Source organism: Anaplasma phagocytophilum str. Webster (genome assembly GCF_000964685.1).
Lineage (GTDB): Bacteria > Pseudomonadota > Alphaproteobacteria > Rickettsiales > Anaplasmataceae > Anaplasma > Anaplasma phagocytophilum.
In genome coordinates this window covers 419166-436124 of sequence record NZ_LANS01000001.1, presented here as the reverse complement: position 1 = coordinate 436124, position 16959 = coordinate 419166, and the positions used below count along the sequence as shown (strand labels likewise).

Annotated in this window: 18 protein-coding genes, 1 tRNA gene and 1 pseudogene; 13 read left to right on the top strand and 7 right to left on the bottom strand. The window is 42.5% G+C overall.

The features are described 5' to 3' along the window. Positions 1–43 precede the first annotated feature (43 nt). Entirely contained in the window at positions 44–1402 is a 1359-nt protein-coding gene (gene rho / locus APHWEB_RS01790) for a transcription termination factor Rho (protein ID WP_011450223.1), read from the top strand. A gap of 82 nt (positions 1403–1484) precedes the next feature. Here rho and lpdA read toward each other — a convergent pair whose 3' ends face one another. Together lpdA and APHWEB_RS05940 are read right to left on the bottom strand one after the other, a co-directional pair. Next, entirely contained in the window at positions 1485–2900 is a 1416-nt protein-coding gene (gene lpdA / locus APHWEB_RS01785; protein WP_020849209.1) for a dihydrolipoyl dehydrogenase, read from the bottom strand. 114 nt (positions 2901–3014) lie between these two features. Further along, positions 3015–3395 carry a J domain-containing protein gene (locus tag APHWEB_RS05940; RefSeq protein ID WP_020848746.1) on the bottom strand — a complete coding sequence of 127 codons (381 nt, stop codon included), beginning with the start codon at positions 3393–3395 and terminating at the stop codon, positions 3015–3017. Positions 3396–3513: 118 nt separating this feature from the next. Between APHWEB_RS05940 and APHWEB_RS01775 the strand changes: the two genes are divergently transcribed. From APHWEB_RS01775 to APHWEB_RS01760, 6 genes are all read left to right on the top strand, one after another. Beyond that, a complete protein-coding gene (locus APHWEB_RS01775; protein WP_011450226.1) occupies positions 3514–4080 on the top strand; it encodes a NifU family protein in 567 nt (188 codons plus the stop codon). Between the two features lie 628 nt (positions 4081–4708). Continuing rightward, positions 4709–4861 carry a hypothetical protein gene (locus tag APHWEB_RS06790; protein WP_155370097.1) on the top strand — a complete coding sequence of 51 codons (153 nt, stop codon included), beginning with the start codon at positions 4709–4711 and terminating at the stop codon, positions 4859–4861. Positions 4862–4933: 72 nt separating this feature from the next. Continuing rightward, positions 4934–5215 (top strand): hypothetical protein, encoded by a 282-nt coding sequence (locus APHWEB_RS06785; protein ID WP_155370095.1) that lies wholly within the window; start codon positions 4934–4936, stop codon positions 5213–5215. Positions 5216–5626: 411 nt separating this feature from the next. Further along, complete coding sequence (locus APHWEB_RS06780) at positions 5627–5944, top strand: hypothetical protein (RefSeq protein WP_155370094.1); 318 nt, start codon at positions 5627–5629, stop codon at positions 5942–5944. Positions 5945–6685: 741 nt separating this feature from the next. Further along, positions 6686–6895 carry a sulfur carrier protein ThiS gene (thiS, locus tag APHWEB_RS01765; RefSeq protein WP_011450228.1) on the top strand — a complete coding sequence of 70 codons (210 nt, stop codon included), beginning with the start codon at positions 6686–6688 and terminating at the stop codon, positions 6893–6895. 33 nt (positions 6896–6928) lie between these two features. Next, positions 6929–7714: a thiazole synthase gene (locus tag APHWEB_RS01760; protein ID WP_020849210.1), complete on the top strand. Its 786-nt coding sequence runs from the start codon at positions 6929–6931 to the stop codon at positions 7712–7714. 240 nt (positions 7715–7954) lie between these two features. Here the strand turns inward: APHWEB_RS01760 and APHWEB_RS01755 are convergent, their stop codons facing one another. Next, on the bottom strand, positions 7955–8371 hold the full coding sequence (locus APHWEB_RS01755) for an Erum7620/ECH_0207 family putative T1SS effector (RefSeq protein WP_011450230.1): 417 nt from the start codon (positions 8369–8371) through the stop codon (positions 7955–7957). 187 nt (positions 8372–8558) lie between these two features. Here APHWEB_RS01755 and gltX point away from each other — a divergent pair, with 187 nt between their 5' ends. From gltX to APHWEB_RS07130, 5 genes and pseudogenes are all read left to right on the top strand, one after another. Next, positions 8559–9911: a glutamate--tRNA ligase gene (gene gltX, locus APHWEB_RS01750; protein ID WP_011450231.1), complete on the top strand. Its 1353-nt coding sequence runs from the start codon at positions 8559–8561 to the stop codon at positions 9909–9911. 249 nt (positions 9912–10160) lie between these two features. After that, positions 10161–10236: transfer RNA gene (locus tag APHWEB_RS01745), tRNA-His, on the top strand. A 167-nt stretch (positions 10237–10403) separates the two neighbouring features. Then, complete coding sequence (locus APHWEB_RS01740; RefSeq protein ID WP_230473095.1) at positions 10404–11549, top strand: hypothetical protein; 1146 nt, start codon at positions 10404–10406, stop codon at positions 11547–11549. 10 nt (positions 11550–11559) lie between these two features. Then, complete coding sequence (gene rsmD / locus APHWEB_RS01735; protein WP_011450233.1) at positions 11560–12108, top strand: 16S rRNA (guanine(966)-N(2))-methyltransferase RsmD; 549 nt, start codon at positions 11560–11562, stop codon at positions 12106–12108. Positions 12109–12379: 271 nt separating this feature from the next. After that, a pseudogene (locus APHWEB_RS07130) lies at positions 12380–12948 on the top strand (P44/Msp2 family outer membrane protein); the annotation flags it as partial. A 501-nt stretch (positions 12949–13449) separates the two neighbouring features. Here APHWEB_RS07130 and APHWEB_RS01725 read toward each other — a convergent pair. Further along, positions 13450–14373 carry an AEC family transporter gene (locus tag APHWEB_RS01725; protein WP_011450234.1) on the bottom strand — a complete coding sequence of 308 codons (924 nt, stop codon included), beginning with the start codon at positions 14371–14373 and terminating at the stop codon, positions 13450–13452. Between the two features lie 105 nt (positions 14374–14478). Then, a complete protein-coding gene (locus tag APHWEB_RS01720) occupies positions 14479–14787 on the bottom strand; it encodes an ETC complex I subunit (protein ID WP_011450235.1) in 309 nt (102 codons plus the stop codon). A 55-nt stretch (positions 14788–14842) separates the two neighbouring features. Between APHWEB_RS01720 and xseB the strand changes: the two genes are divergently transcribed. Then, the gene (gene xseB / locus APHWEB_RS01715) at positions 14843–15070 is read left to right on the top strand and encodes an exodeoxyribonuclease VII small subunit (protein WP_011450236.1); all 228 of its coding nucleotides are present in this window, start codon (positions 14843–14845) and stop codon (positions 15068–15070) included. 433 nt (positions 15071–15503) lie between these two features. Here xseB and trxA read toward each other — a convergent pair whose 3' ends face one another. Continuing rightward, a complete protein-coding gene (gene trxA, locus APHWEB_RS01710; protein WP_011450237.1) occupies positions 15504–15836 on the bottom strand; it encodes a thioredoxin in 333 nt (110 codons plus the stop codon). A 12-nt stretch (positions 15837–15848) separates the two neighbouring features. Then, positions 15849–16664, bottom strand: a complete 816-nt coding sequence (gene virB9, locus APHWEB_RS01705; protein WP_011450238.1) for a P-type conjugative transfer protein VirB9 — start codon at positions 16662–16664, stop codon at positions 15849–15851. Positions 16665–16959: the final 295 nt, after the last annotated feature.

Sequence of the window (16959 nt, the reverse complement as noted above, 5' to 3'; positions counted from 1 at the left end):
AGGATCTGGCTTCTTCTGATTGTGAATTTTTGAAGGTCGTCTTGTGTGTGGCAAGGTTAGGAGAAGGAAAAAGGCTGTTCCTAGTGCTGTAGTAGCAGAAGAGGCGACAGGGAGTGGCAGCGAAGAAGGAAGAATCCTGAACCTATGTGAGCTGAAGAGAAAAAGCACAGGGGAGCTACTAGCAATAGCGGAGGAGCTAGGTGTAGTAAGCAACGGCAGGATGCTGAAGCAAGAGATAATATTCCAGCTGATGAAGAGAGTAATCAGCGAAGGAGGAGTGGCAATAGGTGGTGGTGTAGTAGAAACATTGCCGGATGGATTTGGATTTTTGAGATCAGCAGAAGCAAATTACGCGGCAAGTAGCGATGACATCTACATATCGGCTGGTCAGATAAAGAAATTTAACTTGAGAACGGGTGACATAGTAAGTGGTGAGATACGTGCACCTGGAGATAAGGAAAGGTATTTTACCTTAGTCAAGGCGTACAGCATAAACTACACGGAGATAGGTAAGCTACAGAGGTATGTACACTTTGACGATCTGATTCCAGTATACCCAGAAGATAGAATATTGCTCGAGTGCAATAAGGGTGCTGGGAACGAGAAGAAAGATATAAGCATGCGTGCTATAGACATAATAGCGCCACTAGGAAAGGGGCAACGTGCGCTAATAGTAGCACCTCCAAGGGTTGGTAAGACTGTAATCTTGCAGCAAATCGCGCACTCTATAGCTGTAAACCACCCCAACATGGAACTGATAGTGCTTTTGATAGGTGAAAGGCCAGAAGAAGTCACGGATATGTTGAGGTCAGTAAAGGGAGAAGTTGTAAGTTCTACATTTGATGAGCCTGCGTACCGGCACGTACAGTTGGCAGAGATAGTGATAGAAAGAGCTAAGAGGATGGTAGAGCATAAGAAGGAGGTGGTAATCCTTTTAGACTCTATAACAAGATTAGCTAGGGCATATAATGAGGTTATGCCATCATCAGGAAAGGTGCTTACAGGTGGGGTAGATTCTAATGCGCTACAGAGGCCTAAGAGGTTTTTTGGAGCAGCTAGGAATATAGAGAATGGGGGATCGCTCACGATAATAGCGACTGCTCTAATAGAGACGGGATCGAAAATGGATGAAGTGATTTTCGAGGAGTTCAAGGGTACAGGAAACTGCGAGATAATACTTGATCGGAAGATAGCAGATAAGAGAATCTACCCAGCGATAGATATATCTAAGTCTGGAACAAGAAAGGAAGACATGCTGATAGAATCAGCGCTTCTGAAGAAGGTATGGTTACTGAGAAGGTTGTTATCAGCCATGGGTCCAGTTGAGGCTATGGAGTTTCTGAGAGACAAGCTTAGCATGGCTAAGGATAACAACGACTTTTTTGAAATGATGAATAGCTAACGGTTATCTGTACGGGTACGATTAGGCGTAACGATGGCTGCAGCATCGTTTGGTGTCTACACCTAGGAAAGACTGGGTATGGTTAACTATCCAGAGGTTCGTTCCAAGCGGAGAGTATGGCAGAGTGCATCATTTCAGAGAGTGTGGGGTGAGGGAATATGGTATGAGCTATATCGAGATCTGTAGCCTCAAGCTGACGCCCTACTATGTATCCGTTGATCATCTCTGTAACTTCACTTCCGAGCATGTGAGCTCCGAGTAGTTCTCCAGTCTTGGAGCACAGAATAACCTTTACGAAACCCTCAGATTCCCCAGAGGCAATGGCTTTACCGTTGCAGCTAGCGCGTGAGATACCAACTTTTATCTCTAGGCCTTGGGCTTTAGCGGCATCTTCAGTCAATCCCACGCTAGCGATCTGAGGAATCGAATAAATGCAGCTGGGTATATTATTTTTATGTAGAGTGGAGGGTGCTGTTGATATACGACCGTCTTTTTTAGCAATACCCTCAACACAAATCACAGCTTCGTGACTAGCTTTGTGAGCTAAACATGGAGGCCCTGCTACATCTCCGATGGCGTATATTCCGGGCTCTGATGTTTGGCACATACCGTCTGTGATGATAAAGCCCCCCTTATCGAGCTGTACTTTAGTATCCTCCAAGCCTAGGTTTCCGGAATTAGGCAAAATACCTATGGCGCAAATTACCCTTTCAAAAGAAGAAGTTACAGTATCTTTTGTGCCACTGTTGACGATCTGAGCTGTAATGGAAGAAGCACTCTGGACTAAATCCATAACTGAGCAAGCAGTAAATATATCTACTCCCTGGTTTTTCAATATCTCATGCATAGACAACGATATGTCACGATCTTCCAATGGCAGAATTCTATCTTGCATTTCTACAATGGTAACTTTACTACCAAGGGTGCTGTAGAAACTGGCAAACTCAATACCAATTGCGCCACTACCAATGATCAAGAGAGATTTAGGCAACGTTTCAGGGAGCATGGCATCTTTGGAGGACCAAAGCAATTTTGTATCTAAATTGGTAGCAATTCTTGGCCTTCCACCGGTGGCAAGTATTATATGTTTAGCCGAGAGGGCACTTTTTACTCCGTCATTATCAACATGAATCTCTCCTTTACCGGCAATACGCGCGCATCCTTTATACACCTTAACGCCGTTCTTTTTCATGAGCATAGATACACCGCAGCTCAGCTTAGCCACAGCGTCTCTAGAGTGTGCCACGATTGACTGAATGTCTACCTCTACATCTCCCGTAATTTTAATACCAAAGGAACTAGCAGACAGGATCTTTTTGTACAGTTGGGCAGATTTGAGCAAAGCCTTTGTGGGAATGCAACCCCAATTTAGGCACACGCCTCCCAGGTTGTCTTCACGCTCCACTATAGCCACGTTATATCCGAGCTGCGCTGCGCGAATAGCAGCTATATATCCTCCAGGTCCACTCCCGATTATTACTACTTCGTACTTGTCCATGTGAGTAGGGAAAGGAAATTATACGTAAATCAGGTTTGTTTTACTGCATGTGGATACGGATAAATACAATGACATGGGGCGCGAATAGTAGCCGGACCATGAAGAATGCAGGGACTACTTGTTACCAAGCAAACTATCACGAGCTTGATTCAACTTTTGGGCAAAGTATGCTGACCCGCCTCTATCTGGGTGAGAATTCTTCATCAGTCTATGATAGGCTGCAATTATTTGCTCGCGAGAAGCGTTAGGGCTTAGACCGAGAATTTCCAAAGCCTCTTTTTGCGATATGCCTCCACGGGAATTTGACTGCGTATGAGCCGAAGCTCTACTTTGCATATCAGCCATGAATTTATTGAGAATTACCCGGAAATCTTCGCCGAAACTCGCGCGCATCAGCACGTTTTTGTTGAAAAAAAACAACGCCAACACTAACAAAACTGGTACGAGCAACAGCGCACCGAGAACACACATGAAAACAACAAATGCCAGAAGCATGCCACTAAGAAACTTGATTTGCGCTATATACTACACTACACTGCCTATACTGCACTATTCAGCCTGCGCAGGAGCAGGAATTATACCCTAAGGGTTCAGATAATTGCAAGGTTTGTTTATGTTTATACAGATTGAGAGCACTCCAAATCCAGATACGTTAAAGTTTCTATTGAGCGCTGAAGTAGTGGGAATAAATAGTGGTGCTGAGTTTTTAAGTGCTGATGATGCGCAAGCCTCTCCTTTAGCAAGGTTATTATTTGAAGTTGAGGGTGTAGAAAAGGTGTTTTTTGGCGGAGATTTTGTGTCAATCACAAAGGCAGAAAACATATTGTGGGAGGTGTTGAAACCAGAAGTGCTTGTGGTTATGACAGATTACTGCTTGCTGCAAGGGACAGATAAGGAACACGTTCAGGCTAGTGCAGAAGATGAGGAAAAAGAGTTTTTTGATGAGAAAGACTCAGAAATAGTGCAGCAGGTCAAGGAGCTGATAGAGAATTACGTAAAACCTGCGGTCGCCCAGGATGGTGGTGACATAAAGTTTAGGGGATATAAAGAAGGGGTTGTGTTTGTCAAACTCAGAGGTGCTTGTTCTGGATGTCCTAGTGCTGCAGTGACTCTCAAAGATGGTGTGTATGGAATGCTGAGTTACTATATTCCCGCTATAAAGGCTGTCGAAAGCATATGACAACCTTTTGCTAGATATATCGTTTGGATAGCAATTGATCTAGTAACTAGTAGTGCAATTGCTGATCTTAAGAAGTACTGTATATCCTGTTATCTAGGCTATTTGTGCTGTAAAAGTAACGTTTATATGACACTGTTTGTGCTGTAAAGACGTGGACGCTTAGGCTTCTACGTGCATGTGATAAAAGCTCTAGTGATTGTTTGTATCATGAGCAGAATTTGCATCTTTAGTAGGGGTACAGTTGTTCTAAGCCTTGGTTGTTTTTTAAGCGGTGAGGCTTGACAGATTGCTTTTTACTACAAGGAGCAGATTAGGAGTATTTTCGGGTTTAATGCGGAAAAAAGAATTTTTGATGAGGCGAAAGCCTCAAGTGAATGAGGCTTCTTTTTCTTATAAAAGTTGTTAGCGTTACATTGCTATAGTGGATGCTTTTTTCGTGTCTTTTTTTCTCATAATCAATTTTAAAAAAGTCTTTTTCTTTTTAGGTTTCATATTTTGTTCAGAGCATGTCTCGCTTTGAAGTGCGGGTGCTGCTTTCTTTTCATCTCGATTTAGTTTAGGTACTAGATTATGGCTGATCTCCTTATGCTCAGTATGGGAAGCGTTAGCACTTGGTTGTGCAATTTTTTTGCTTTTAAAGCTCCAACGTAGTTTAAATTTTGTCTTTTTAGAGGTATTGCCGGGTAAGGGGTTGGGTAACTCCTGTGAGAGAAGTGACGCTGGGAGATCGGAAGATTCAGGAGTTCTTGTTGAGGGTATTTGTGTGGGTTGGAGATTTTGAGACTCCAGGACATCACCTATGCTGCTACAAGAAGCATATTGCTCAGTTGGGACATTAAGGAGGGGATGAGTTTTGCCTGTGTGTGAGATGTTTTTGGTGCTTTTCGACAGTGCGTGGTGCATTTTGTGTGATTTTTTGAGATATATGTTGCGTAACGATCTTGAACGGGATCTATGCAAAATATCGTGTACACTCTTGAATAAACTCCGCTTTTTAGTTGTTGTACGCTTTTTGTGTTTTTTAGTGTGTACTGCTGCATTGTCATTACTGGATGCAATTGATATACTTGAAGAAGACGTGTCGTTTATAGAAGCGTGTACATCAGCAGGATTTGTGAGTACGTTCGATTCTTGAGCCGTGGTTTTTTCAGAACATGCTGTAGGTCGTGCATCTGAAGCGGGGATATAGCGCTTTTGTATGACAGTATTTTTCATGGACTTAACGTACACGCATAACTTTTGTTTTATGCGTTGTAATTTGTTACTAGAGTGTACTCTCACATCGTTAAGGTTTACCGGATGGTAGGTAGATTCGCAATTCCTTACATGAGAAACGTATTCGCTGCAAGTGGGTATGGGGTAAGAGCGTTGAATGTCTTTTAAAGCCAAGAAAAGCCCCGCTGTGCGTTTCTTTCCAGTACTATTAAAAGTGCTACTGATATCATGCAAAGAGGAAAAAAATTCTGAGCAATCTCCAAAACTGATACTGGCTTTATAACTTGCGTCAATCTGTTTAAAAGCATCTAATAGACATTCAAGTTTTGGTATGGAAAAAAAGCGGTGGAAGAGCTGTTTTATCTTTCTTATAAGACAGTACCATGGAGACGGTACATGTACAAAAGCTAAGGTTTTTTCTAACTCGGTGTTGATTTGTGAAACTTCGTCGTGGATAGCAGAAGAAATTGCCTGCCTGCATTTTGCTTCTGTAGCATTGATGCTAAACTCAGATATGGAAGAAACATTCTGTTTGCAGAGTAATATCTCCCGCAGTGAATCCGAAGGACGTGATTGCGATAGTTCTTCGAAATTTGCACCGAAAAACGTTAGTAATATACAACATCTTCTGTTGTCTCTAGAAGAATAATACTTTAACAAGTCGTCAAGTACGTCTAGGTGCGTTTTAGCGATTACATTAGCATCGATCAGAGGCATTTTGATCTGTGAATTTTGGAAGTATTGGTCTAGTATTTGTTGTACATCAGAAAGGTACTGTGTGCGATATATGCAGCAAACTTTCTCTTTTTTAAAATGTGACATAAGTTGTGATGAGAAAAGTTGCACAAGGTTTGGAATTGATGGGTCTATATCTGTATGCAGCTCCCTCGCTAGGGTAGATAATATCCTTGTGAATATTTCAGTGCTCCATAGACTGAGATAATGTTCGTTTTGGTGTTGAAAGAGGATACTTTTGGCTTCTTCAGTGAGCTTTAAATTGCTGTAAAGTATGCCAATATATGGAGTATCCATCATAGCAGAATTTGTACCTGACGAGCTTAATAGGAATCCGAACAAGGAGGAAAGAGAGCCCTTGTATACTAGGTGTTTAGCGAAGTCATAGAATTCTGGTGTTGAGAAAAAGGGAGTATTATCATTGAGAAAGCTGACGTTTTTTGTTGAGTTTTGGTATTGCGGCGGCATCTTGAGTACCAAATTTATGCTAAGATAAACATAATATTGTAAGTGTGCAATGGGCTCTGCTATACGTGACTCGCATGTATGGTATAAATAACTTTCGGGCTTTTTTACTATGTGCTATTAGAGAAAGGATTATCGGTTGATAAGACCATGCTATGTGTTGCAAAATTGAATTTTTATTGACAGAACGATGGAAGATTTTATTGATGTTCAGATAAATGGCAAAAGTGAGACACTAAACGCAGGGTGTACGCTATCAGATGCTATAGCGCAGTGTAATGTACGAGAACCTTTTGCAGTGGCGGTTAATAGGGTACTAGTTACAAAGGCAAACTATAAAGAACATAAGCTGAAGAAAGGCGATGTTATAGATATAGTGTATCCTATGCAAGGTGGATGATGTAGCGAAGTTTTGTATTGTAGGAGCATTACTGTGTGGGATGTATATGGTGTACAACTAAGGAGTAGATTGCTTATGGGGTCTGCGCAATTTGCGTCTCCAGAGATTTTACAAAGATCCTTGCATAATTCAGGTGCAGAAGTAGTAACTGTGTCATTATCGAGACAGATGCCAGAAATCGGCGGTGGGCAGGATTATTGGGACATAATTAAGCAGAGTAAGTGCAGAGTTTTACCTAATACTGCCGGTTGTTACACGGTCAAGGATGCTGTACTCATGGCACAAATGGCGAGAGAAATTTTTAATACTACTTGGATAAAACTCGAAATTATTGGGGATGACTATACCCTACACCCTGATGTTGTGGCATTGTGTGAGGCTGCTAAGGAGCTTATTACCCAGGGTTTTGATGTTTTCCCCTATTGCACGGATGATCTCACAGTATGCAGACGCCTGATTGATTGTGGGTGTCGCGTAATTATGCCGGGAATATCTCCCATAGGTTCGGGTTTGGGAGTGCTGAATATGCATGGGTTACGATTATTGCGTAACAGGTATAAGGATATAGTTCTTATTGTAGATGCTGGAATAGGAAGGCCTTCAGATGCGTCTGTAGTGATGGAACAGGGGATCGATGGTGTGTTACTCAATAGTGCAGTAGCAAGAGCCATTGATCCATCAAAAATGGCATCTGCATTCAGATATGCGATAGAATGCGGTAGGCTTGGTTATGAAGCTGGGATCATCACCAAGCGGGATCTAGCAGTAGCCAGTACAAATTTGGTTGATACGCCCTTTTGGCACCGGAATAAATCATAGAGCTTTGCTACTTGCAGTGAGAGAGCGAGGCGCTTGTCTTATGCAGGGTCTGTTCGAAACCACAGGGGCAAATCTTCAGGTATAGGTTGTGCGCATATACGTCACATTAGTGTGAATTTTTTGCTTGCTACGAGTTATGTATGGAGGTTAAGCACGAGGATGCATGCTTACTACCATTCCAGCGTGCAAGTTACGGCAAAGGAGCCAAAAAAAACAGCCTAAAAGCAGAACATATCGGCTTCATGAGCCTGTGCTACGCGGCGCATCAGCGGCACTGCAGTTTGAAGCATTCTGTCTTTTCATGAACTTTAACTTAGCGTGCATTACGTTGTTCGCGAGCACTACATCTGCCAGAACGTATTTCTTTCGTATTAGCTTTCTATGCAACCAGTCGTTATATGAATATCCTGCATACAGCTTAATCACCAGCCCTGTGATGAAGTAAAAAGGAAAGGAAAGCACTTTGGCAGCATATAAAGCATAGGCAACGCTAGATGCTAGAAAGACTATACACGAGAAGAGCCACAGCCCCTTACAGGTAGCAAATAAAAACGCAAAGAGAAACGCTTTTACGCAAAACCCTTCACCAGCGTATTCAGCTTTTCTTGATTCATGAGTGTAAACATTGAAAAAGCGCACGTATAACCGCAAAGACATTGCAAGGCAAGCATTCTAAAATGAAAACACATGTCGGTAAATCATAAAGATTCAAGTTGCTTATATGTAGTCACTTTGATAAAGGAACGGGTGATATAAATGCCAGGGTTTTTCAGGTTGTTGTGATTACGGGATGAAATTCTGGTATTTACAGCCGGACGTTGCTGTGTTGCTATAGAGGTTAGATATGATAACAAGATTTGCTCCAAGTCCCACTGGATACATGCATGTGGGAAATGCTAGAACGGCTTTGATATGTTGGCTGTATGCAAGAAGTAAATCGGGGAAGTTTCTGCTGCGCATTGACGATACGGATGCCAGTAGATCTGAGCATAAATACATTGAGGGAATAAAGCAGGATCTGGATTGGCTTGCGCTGGATTGGGATTCTTGTTTTCAGCAGAGCACGAGGCTTGAACGATATCAAGAAGTATTCGATTTGTTGCTAGATCAGGGTGTCATCTACCCCTGCTATGAAACTCAGGAAGAATTGGATATGAAGAGAAGTATGATGTTGAAGATGGGATTACCTCCTATATACGACAGAAGTGCTCTCAAGATGACGGAGCAGGAAATGCAAGCTTGCAGTGGCAGATTGCCGTACTTTAGGTTAAAGATTGATCAAAGCAGGGAAATCACTTGGGAAGATGAAGTGCGGGGTAGGGTATCATTTCAAGCGAAAAATATAAGTGATCCGATAATTAAGCGTACAGATGGTACATACACATACATGTTTCCGTCAGTGGTAGATGATATAGATTTTGCTATCACACATATTATTCGGGGTGAAGACCACGTAAGCAATACGGCAACACAAATATGTATTTTCGATATCTTAAAAGCAAAAGTTCCCGTATTTGTGCACTTACCTCTTGTCCATTTTCGTGATGCAAAAATTTCTAAGAGAGTAGGTAGTGACGATATTGAAATACGGCACCTAAGGGATATTGGTATGGAACCTATGGCTATAAAAAGCTACTTAGCTAGGATGGGGACATCATTACCAGTGGAACCACAGGAGAATCATGATGTTCTGGTAGAGTCGTTCGATATACGCACGTTCAACCAAGCCCCAATTAAGTTTTCGCTTGATGATATAAGCAGATTGAACAGCAGAATAGTACAGTGTTTATCATTTGATAAAGTGAAAGATAGGTTTGTGCAGCAAGGTTTGGAGTGCACAGAGGAGTTTTGGTACCTGATACGAGATAATGTTAACACAGTAGAAGATGTGAGAGAGTGGATTAACATCTGTAATTCTCAAATCACAACTGCGATAGATGATAAAGATAGGACTTTTATTTCTGAGGCCAAGGCACTTTTACCTGATACTGAGCTTGATGAAGAAGTTTGTAAGGCTTGGTTGCAGAGGATAAAGGAGACGTCTAATCGCAGTACGCGGGATGTACTTTTACCACTGAGACTTGCCACCACTGGGGTTACTACTGGTCCGGGGTTAGCTCAGCTGTTACCGTTTATTGGCAGGGCAGAGGTAGTAAGAAGGCTTGAATGTGCTAGTAAAGGGCATAATGCCAATTGATATGGGGTAAGATCCTATAGCAATTTAAGAGAGTATAGTGGTGTGATATTGCAGAAGGGGAGCTTTGCAGGGGCTTTTGGTTGTTTAGGTATGTTGATGGTGAGTGTGGCAGCTGTATTGGAAGGAGAGTAGGGTGCCATTGTTTCAGCCTTCATGTAAAATTGTTTTACAGCAATTATCTCAGATGCTTTAGCTTTACATGTCTTGCTTGACTCCCATGGGAGAGATATGGTAGTTGTTTAGCCTGCGGCGGACGTAGCTCAATCGGTGGAGCGTCAGTTTGTGGCACTGAAGGTCGCCAGTTCGATCCTGGTCGTTCGCCCCACGCGTATGTGGTATGTTTGGCTGCCGGTACATAATGTGTGCCTTGCGGTGTATTCCTGGAAAATTAGGGTTTTGACACAGGGATGTTTTACTAGTAGAATCCCTACCCTAGCCTATGTGTAGTTTGTAATGATGTCTCGCTGGTTTCCCTGGCTGTGTTTCTTGTGTTTGGTTATACCTTGTGGCAAGGGGTGTGCTTCCGTAAAGATAGAGGCCGTAGTAGATGATAAAGTCCTGACTAGTCTTGATGTAGATAGGAGGGAGCATGCGAATGGTTTTTTTTATAAGACTGCTTACGCTGAGGGTAACAGAAGGGAGGTATTGGGGCTGCTGATAGATGAGGTTATCCTCGAGCTTGAAGCGAAGCAACTTGGCATTACCGTCGAAAAGCAAGAAGTAGCGCAGGAGGTGGAGCGGTTGTTTTCTGTGCTAGGTCTGTGCAGTGGGCTGAGTTTGGACGAATGTGCTGCTGGTAACGGTTTGGATGCTGCGTCCATTGAATCACATGTTAGGTCCAGGGTAATTTGGAGCAAGATACTTTCCACTAGGGTGGCGCCGTTTTTGTCTGTTGCGGATGATGAGGTTTCTCAATATGTGGCTGAAGCGAAGTCAGATGCTTTAGAAACAGTGTTAGACCTAGAGCAGGTGTTTGTTCCTTTTAGGGCGGGTGCGGTACTTGATTCAGTGGCTAGTGAGCTACACAAGGGTGTTGAGCTGACCAAGATAGCGGAGAGGTATCGGGAGCACGGTGTATACGTAGATCGTACCATGGGTGCATCTGCAGTTGGCTTCGTGCATGATGTGAAAGTCTCGCTGCTGCGCGCGAAAGAGGGGTCTATAATTGGCCCTGTTAGGATAGATAAGGGGCATTTATTACTCAAGCTGCTAAGTAAGGTGCGGGTGAAGAAGAGGTTCATGAATAGCGTCGTTAGCATGAAGCAGCTTTCTGTGCCGGTAAAAGAGGCGGGGAGTATACTGGATGATCTTAGAGTGCGCGGTGTTGGGTGTTCTAGTTTTGCAGATGTTGTAAAGACTTTAGGGTTTGAACCTGGGGACGTGGTAGTGCGTGTTAGGGATCTTTCATCGAAGCTTCAGTTGATGTTAGAAGGTGCTAAGCCCGATCAGGTTTTGCGCTCAGATAGCGGCGATGGCAGGGTAGATCTGATCATGTTGTGTGGTATATCTGAGGGTGGAGAGCTAACTGCTGATGAAATAGCGAGAATCAAGCATGCTGCCTACACTAATAAGTTAGTTGTTGCTAGTACGCGTTTGATGGAAAATATGAGAAAGCGTCATTTCATTAAGAGATTCTAGCTGTGCTTTCATGATACGTATAACTTCAGGAAAATATAGAGGGAGGCGGATATTCACCGGAAATTCGTTGGATGCCCGGCCTGCGATGTCGATTATTCGCGAAGCAATATTTAATATTTTGCGTGCTTACATCTCCATAGAGGATGCGCAGGTATGTGATATCTTCTGTGGTAGCGGTTCTCTTTCATTTGAAGCGCTTTCTAGGGGTGCTAAACATGCATGTTTAGTTGATATCAATGCTGCAAATTTGAAATTAGTGAGAAGGACTGCTACAAGTTTAGGAGTAGAGAAGTTACTAAGTATTTTATGTTGTGATGTGCAGTATCTTTCTTATGCTGAGCGGCAATATAATCTCGCTTTTGTAGATCCTCCGTATTGCAGGCCAGAGTTGGTAGAGGTGACTCTGAAAGCGTTAAGTGAGAAGATGTGGTGCGTCGATGGCAGCATAGTTGTGTTGCGTATCAGAAAAGGCGAGAAGCAGTTCGCGATTCCGCAAGAGTATACTCTGATGCAAACGCGAGTATACGGATGTTCAGAATTGATGTTCTTGCAGGTATGATGGTTTGTTTTTGAGATATTGGGAAGTTACACCGATAAATCTAATGGCAAAGGCGTTATCCCAATACCGCACTGTGGGAATATATTTAAGTGTGAAGTAGCTTCAGAACAGGATAGTGATTTTTGGAAATTAAGGTTCTGTAGTTATAGAGAGCTGTACTATTTGAGTATTAGTAAGTTACTTTCGAATACACTTGCAAGCATCCAAATGACCTATGGATCTCTAGGCATACTAAGAGCCTACGCTATAACTCTAACTCTTAAAAAGCAATACCAAGGGTATAAGGGATAGAGGAAGAGTATTATTAGAGAGGAAGAAGTAGATACAGTATATCTACTAGCTAAGGAGTTAGCTTATGATGTTGTTACTGGTCAGACTGATAAGCTTTCCGCTGCTCTTGCCAAGACCTCTGGTAAAGACATCGTTCAGTTTGCTAAGGCCGTGGAGATTTCTCATTCTAGTATTGATGGGAAGATTTGTAAGACGGAGAGGGGGAGCGGAAGTAACAATCCGTACGGGAAGTACGCTGGAGAGACGGGAACGGCTAGCTCTAGAGACACAGCATTGTGTGGTGGTGCAGCCGGCGCGAGCGACAGCACCTCAAGTACAACGCAGCAGGTTTTAAAGGACTTTGTTAGAGAAACTCTAAAAGATGGTAGTAAGAACTGGCCAACATCATCAGGAAGTAAAGATAATGCGAGGGCACCGAAAATTAACGACAACGCCAACGCAGTAGCTAAAGACCTAGTAGCTCTTAATCGTGACGAAAAAACCATAATGGCTGGGCTACTAGCTAAAACTATTGAAGGTGGTGAGGTTGTTGAAATAAGGGCGGTTTCTTTTTACCTACATTTGAATAGGTCCGTTTTATAGCACCCTCACCCTACGTGTCAAAATCCCTGTTTTTAGATTTTTGGTTGTGATTCCTATGCCATATTTATATTCAAGTGCCATACCCATCAGAGAAGTATTCGGAAGCCCTACGTAGATTTTGCAAAGGAAGATAAATCCCATTACCTTCACACTGCCCACGTGCTGTTCAGGATTGCGGGAGCGTATAGTAAGTATGGTAATTTTGCTGTGTAGACAACGCGGCACTCAGTGCCTATAACTTGATACTGTAGATCGTCTTACCTATGTAAGTACAAACACGTCATCTTATCTTACACTGTGCGCAGTGCATTTTTATTTTCTTCTAAGGCCTTTATGCCGATAAAAGAAATAGAGCGCGTCTTCTTCCGATTTTTATACAGCAGGCGTCATAATAAAGCAGACACGCGCGCCATAGCAGGACTCTAGCATTCATACCAGAAAAGAACATCTTACAGTTATGCCAATGTTCTACGGATGCACGTGCAACAATAACGAGATCATAAGAGGAACGTAGAACATTCCAATTACAGTGCTTATGAGCAAAATCATTGCTGCTCTGTCCGGCTGATAATTGAACATTGAAGCAAGTATCACTCCCGTGCTTGATACTGGTATAATCGCAAGCAGAATTAGCGCCTGGTAAGCCTGCGTGTTGTACCAACCCGGTCCAATCTGATCGAGGAAAATTAGCAGAAGTATAACAAGAGGCCAAGCCACGTATTTTATCAATACTGTAAGTACGATAAGTTTAAAATCTATCGCAAAATCTTTGATATTAGCTATAGCTATGCCCAGCAAAATCGTGCCTAAAACCATATAAGAGTTGGTCATACTGTTCGCTATGCCAAACAAAAATGTGGGTATCGGCACATGAAAGTAGTTTAATAAAAAAGCAGCAATAGTCGCGTGAAAAGCAGGAAGAAGGATTAGCCTTTTCGCGCACTGACGAGGAGAATATAGTCTTTGTGTTACAATATAAAACCCAAAGCTATTTTCAAAAAACAGCATTCCAATGTAGCACAACAGATATACAGATACAGTTTCCTCATCAAACAACGCTATAGCTACGGGAAGTCCAAAAAAGCCCATACTAGAACTTCCAGAACTAAAAGCTAGCATGTTCCTTGTGTGATCTCTGAAGACGAGTGCGGAGACCTTGTATACCACAAAGGACATTATGCAACAGATCACAAACGTTATGAGTGGTAGGGACGCAAACTCCGGGCTGATTTTGGTTTTTATAATCCCGAAGAATACAACAGAGGGTCCTATAATATAGAACAACAATTTTCCGAGCGTGGAACTGTCAAGCTTGATGAACTTTCCGGCTACAAACCCCAGTAGAATAGTTGTGTACAAAGGAAGGACCTTGGACAGCAAAGTAAAGAACATAACTGAACTTCAAACCCACTAGGACAGCAATTTACGGAGGTACTTTACCACAAGTCAGAATCTTCTCACAACACATTAGTTATAAACTTAAACGCCGAAGATAGGCTATAAGCCCCTCTTTCTTAAGAAATTTGTGGCATATGACTTAGGAACTCTCGAAGCAGTAGCATCCTGCAGCAAAATATAGGGTATACCATGCGCTTCTACATAAGCAATTGCATCTTCCTTGCTCCCAAAGCACATGCGTACTTGTTGCAATGTTTCTTCTGAACCTGTCCACCCCATCAAACCCTCAACATACTGCGAGCGTGATGGCTCAAACTCTACATACCAAAGATCACCACGAAACGTGCCAGACTGCATCGCGTTTTTAGCAGGCCGATGGACCAGTGCACGTGACCCATTCTTATTCACTTGTAATCATTTACGAACAGAGTACGATACATTAAGTGTAACAGGTATTGCCTAAATGTCCATTCATATCAGTAGTAAGTTCGAAGAAGCGATGAAAGAACTGGAAAATATAGTGGCAGAGTTGGAGTCTGGTAATGTACCCTTAGAACGAAGTGTAGAGCTTTTCAATAAAGGTAAAGAACTCCATAAATATTGTGATAAAGTAATAAAAGAAATTTCACTACATATTGAATCTGTTGACCCTGATGACAAAGAGTTGAGTGCAAAATTCAGTGATGACTAACAAACCTTTATTTTCTTGTCTACGCTATTCTATACCAGAACAGTAAATAACCGTATATTGTAGTGAAATTGTCTAGATCGTTGACAAAGCGACCTTTTCACCCTTTTACAAGAAACTACACGCACACAATATGTGGAAAAAACCTAAATACCTACCTGCTCCCCAAACTGGCTAGAACTATAAGGGCAAGAACACACATGCAACAAGAAATTCTCGACTGACTACATAACATACACTTGTGAAACTACATGTTATTCAGTCCCAAACTTAAAATAAGCGTATGCACACAATGCGGCACACCATCGCACTTTAGTGTCTCAAACACACACTACATGCACAAAGAACCGCACCTAAACTCTGTGTATGACAGCACCACTTAAACACAAAAATCAGACTTCCGCCGCGCGCGAATACAACTAGCTCCTCTCTCAGACTAATTCTGGCTACCTATAGCACCATCAATAGCACTCAGTAACTGCTGCAGATTTACGCCTACTATACGGGCTGATTCAACGCCATTTTTGAAAACAATCAATGTTGGTACGGCACTGACACCAAATTTTATGGGTGTCTCTTGATGATCTTGTACATTGAGCTTATAAACATCTATCTTGCCAGAGTAGCGCTCTGCAATTTTGTCAAGTTGTGGAGCAAACGCGACGCAAGGGCCACACCACGGTGCCCAAAAGTCAACAACCACTATACCGCTCTTCCGCTCAACCTTGTCAGCGAAATCAGAATCACCAATCTCAGTCACATGAGCCATAAAACCTCCAATTTATTTCCGGCGTCTTTCAGCACCCTTCACTACAGGGAATGCCCTTTTCTCATTGAATATACAAGCTGTGCTAGAGCCGTACCGTAGAGTAAATGCTCTAGATGTACGTTCAATGACCACATAATCTCCGACCATTCTAAAATTTATCAAGGACTCATATCCTTGCGCATCTACGTTGAAGACTGATGGTAAATCACCATTAACGCCAGAAAACTGCATATACGTAAACTTACCGTCGTCAAATACCCTAAGGGGCACAATATCCTCTGAGCCCGGAGTATGAGATACAGTGTAATTAAAATTCAGCCCCTTCCTCGCGACGTCTGGATTCCTTAAGTCCGGTACATCAGTTTGGTACGATGGAAATAATACATCTCCACCAACAGCAGAGACGTTGCCGCCGATACTTCCCTCCAAGCTAGGGTATACAAGGCGAACTTCATAAGCCAGCCTAGGATCGTCCAACCCGGAAGCCTCTTCAGCGTGTAACTCAAAATAATAAACGCGTCTATTGGTCAGAATAGTAACGTTTGTATCTGCGTTGTCAGCGACAGGTTTGATAAACAACCTATTACCCTGTGGTACAAGCTGCCAACCTGTTGAATCACCCATAGACACTGTGGAAATCGTTTCCCCTGCCTCAAATAAGATACTAGACTGATACCCGTAAAATCCGGTGTATTTGTGAATAGACTGGGGATTATAGTTCAAGGTCTTAATGTGATCATCAGCCGCTATAGAACGTGGCTCTTGTTTAGAAAGTCCAGCCGAACTGTAGAGCAACACTACAACGAAAATCAGTAAAGCACTTCTCATAAACCACTTTATCCAAAACTCGCACACCGCAGTCTAACACTAATGTATCCGTCTGGAAACTAGTTAGTATGAAAAATTACGCAACAGAGCACTTCCGTTATGTACGATTTGGTAACTTTCCCAGTAAAGTACATTTTGTTTTGTTGCGCACATTGTCTATTAATACGGATAAATCCATAGGATACATCTGTATTTTTGCTTTGTTCAGGTGGTATGTAAAAATTCCAAAGAGCACCAAATGTGGACAACAACCTCATTGTGAGAAAAAGCTACCACTCAGCACTGAACTGGGCAT

What these genes read in the sequence shown, in the direction of transcription:
- lpdA (WP_020849209.1), bottom strand. Translation starts at nt 2,900, where the DNA reads ATGGACAAGTACGAAGTAGTAATAATCGGGAGTGGACCTGGAGGATAT.
- APHWEB_RS05940 (WP_020848746.1), bottom strand. Translation starts at nt 3,395, where the DNA reads ATGCTTCTGGCATTTGTTGTTTTCATGTGTGTTCTCGGTGCGCTGTTG.
- APHWEB_RS01775 (WP_011450226.1), top strand. Translation starts at nt 3,514, where the DNA reads ATGTTTATACAGATTGAGAGCACTCCAAATCCAGATACGTTAAAGTTT.
- APHWEB_RS06780 (WP_155370094.1), top strand. Translation starts at nt 5,627, where the DNA reads ATGGAAAAAAAGCGGTGGAAGAGCTGTTTTATCTTTCTTATAAGACAG.
- thiS (WP_011450228.1), top strand. Translation starts at nt 6,686, where the DNA reads ATGGAAGATTTTATTGATGTTCAGATAAATGGCAAAAGTGAGACACTA.
- APHWEB_RS01755 (WP_011450230.1), bottom strand. Translation starts at nt 8,371, where the DNA reads ATGTCTTTGCGGTTATACGTGCGCTTTTTCAATGTTTACACTCATGAA.
- gltX (WP_011450231.1), top strand. Translation starts at nt 8,559, where the DNA reads ATGATAACAAGATTTGCTCCAAGTCCCACTGGATACATGCATGTGGGA.
- rsmD (WP_011450233.1), top strand. Translation starts at nt 11,560, where the DNA reads ATGATACGTATAACTTCAGGAAAATATAGAGGGAGGCGGATATTCACC.
- APHWEB_RS01725 (WP_011450234.1), bottom strand. Translation starts at nt 14,373, where the DNA reads ATGTTCTTTACTTTGCTGTCCAAGGTCCTTCCTTTGTACACAACTATT.
- xseB (WP_011450236.1), top strand. Translation starts at nt 14,843, where the DNA reads ATGTCCATTCATATCAGTAGTAAGTTCGAAGAAGCGATGAAAGAACTG.
- trxA (WP_011450237.1), bottom strand. Translation starts at nt 15,836, where the DNA reads ATGGCTCATGTGACTGAGATTGGTGATTCTGATTTCGCTGACAAGGTT.
- virB9 (WP_011450238.1), bottom strand. Translation starts at nt 16,664, where the DNA reads ATGAGAAGTGCTTTACTGATTTTCGTTGTAGTGTTGCTCTACAGTTCG.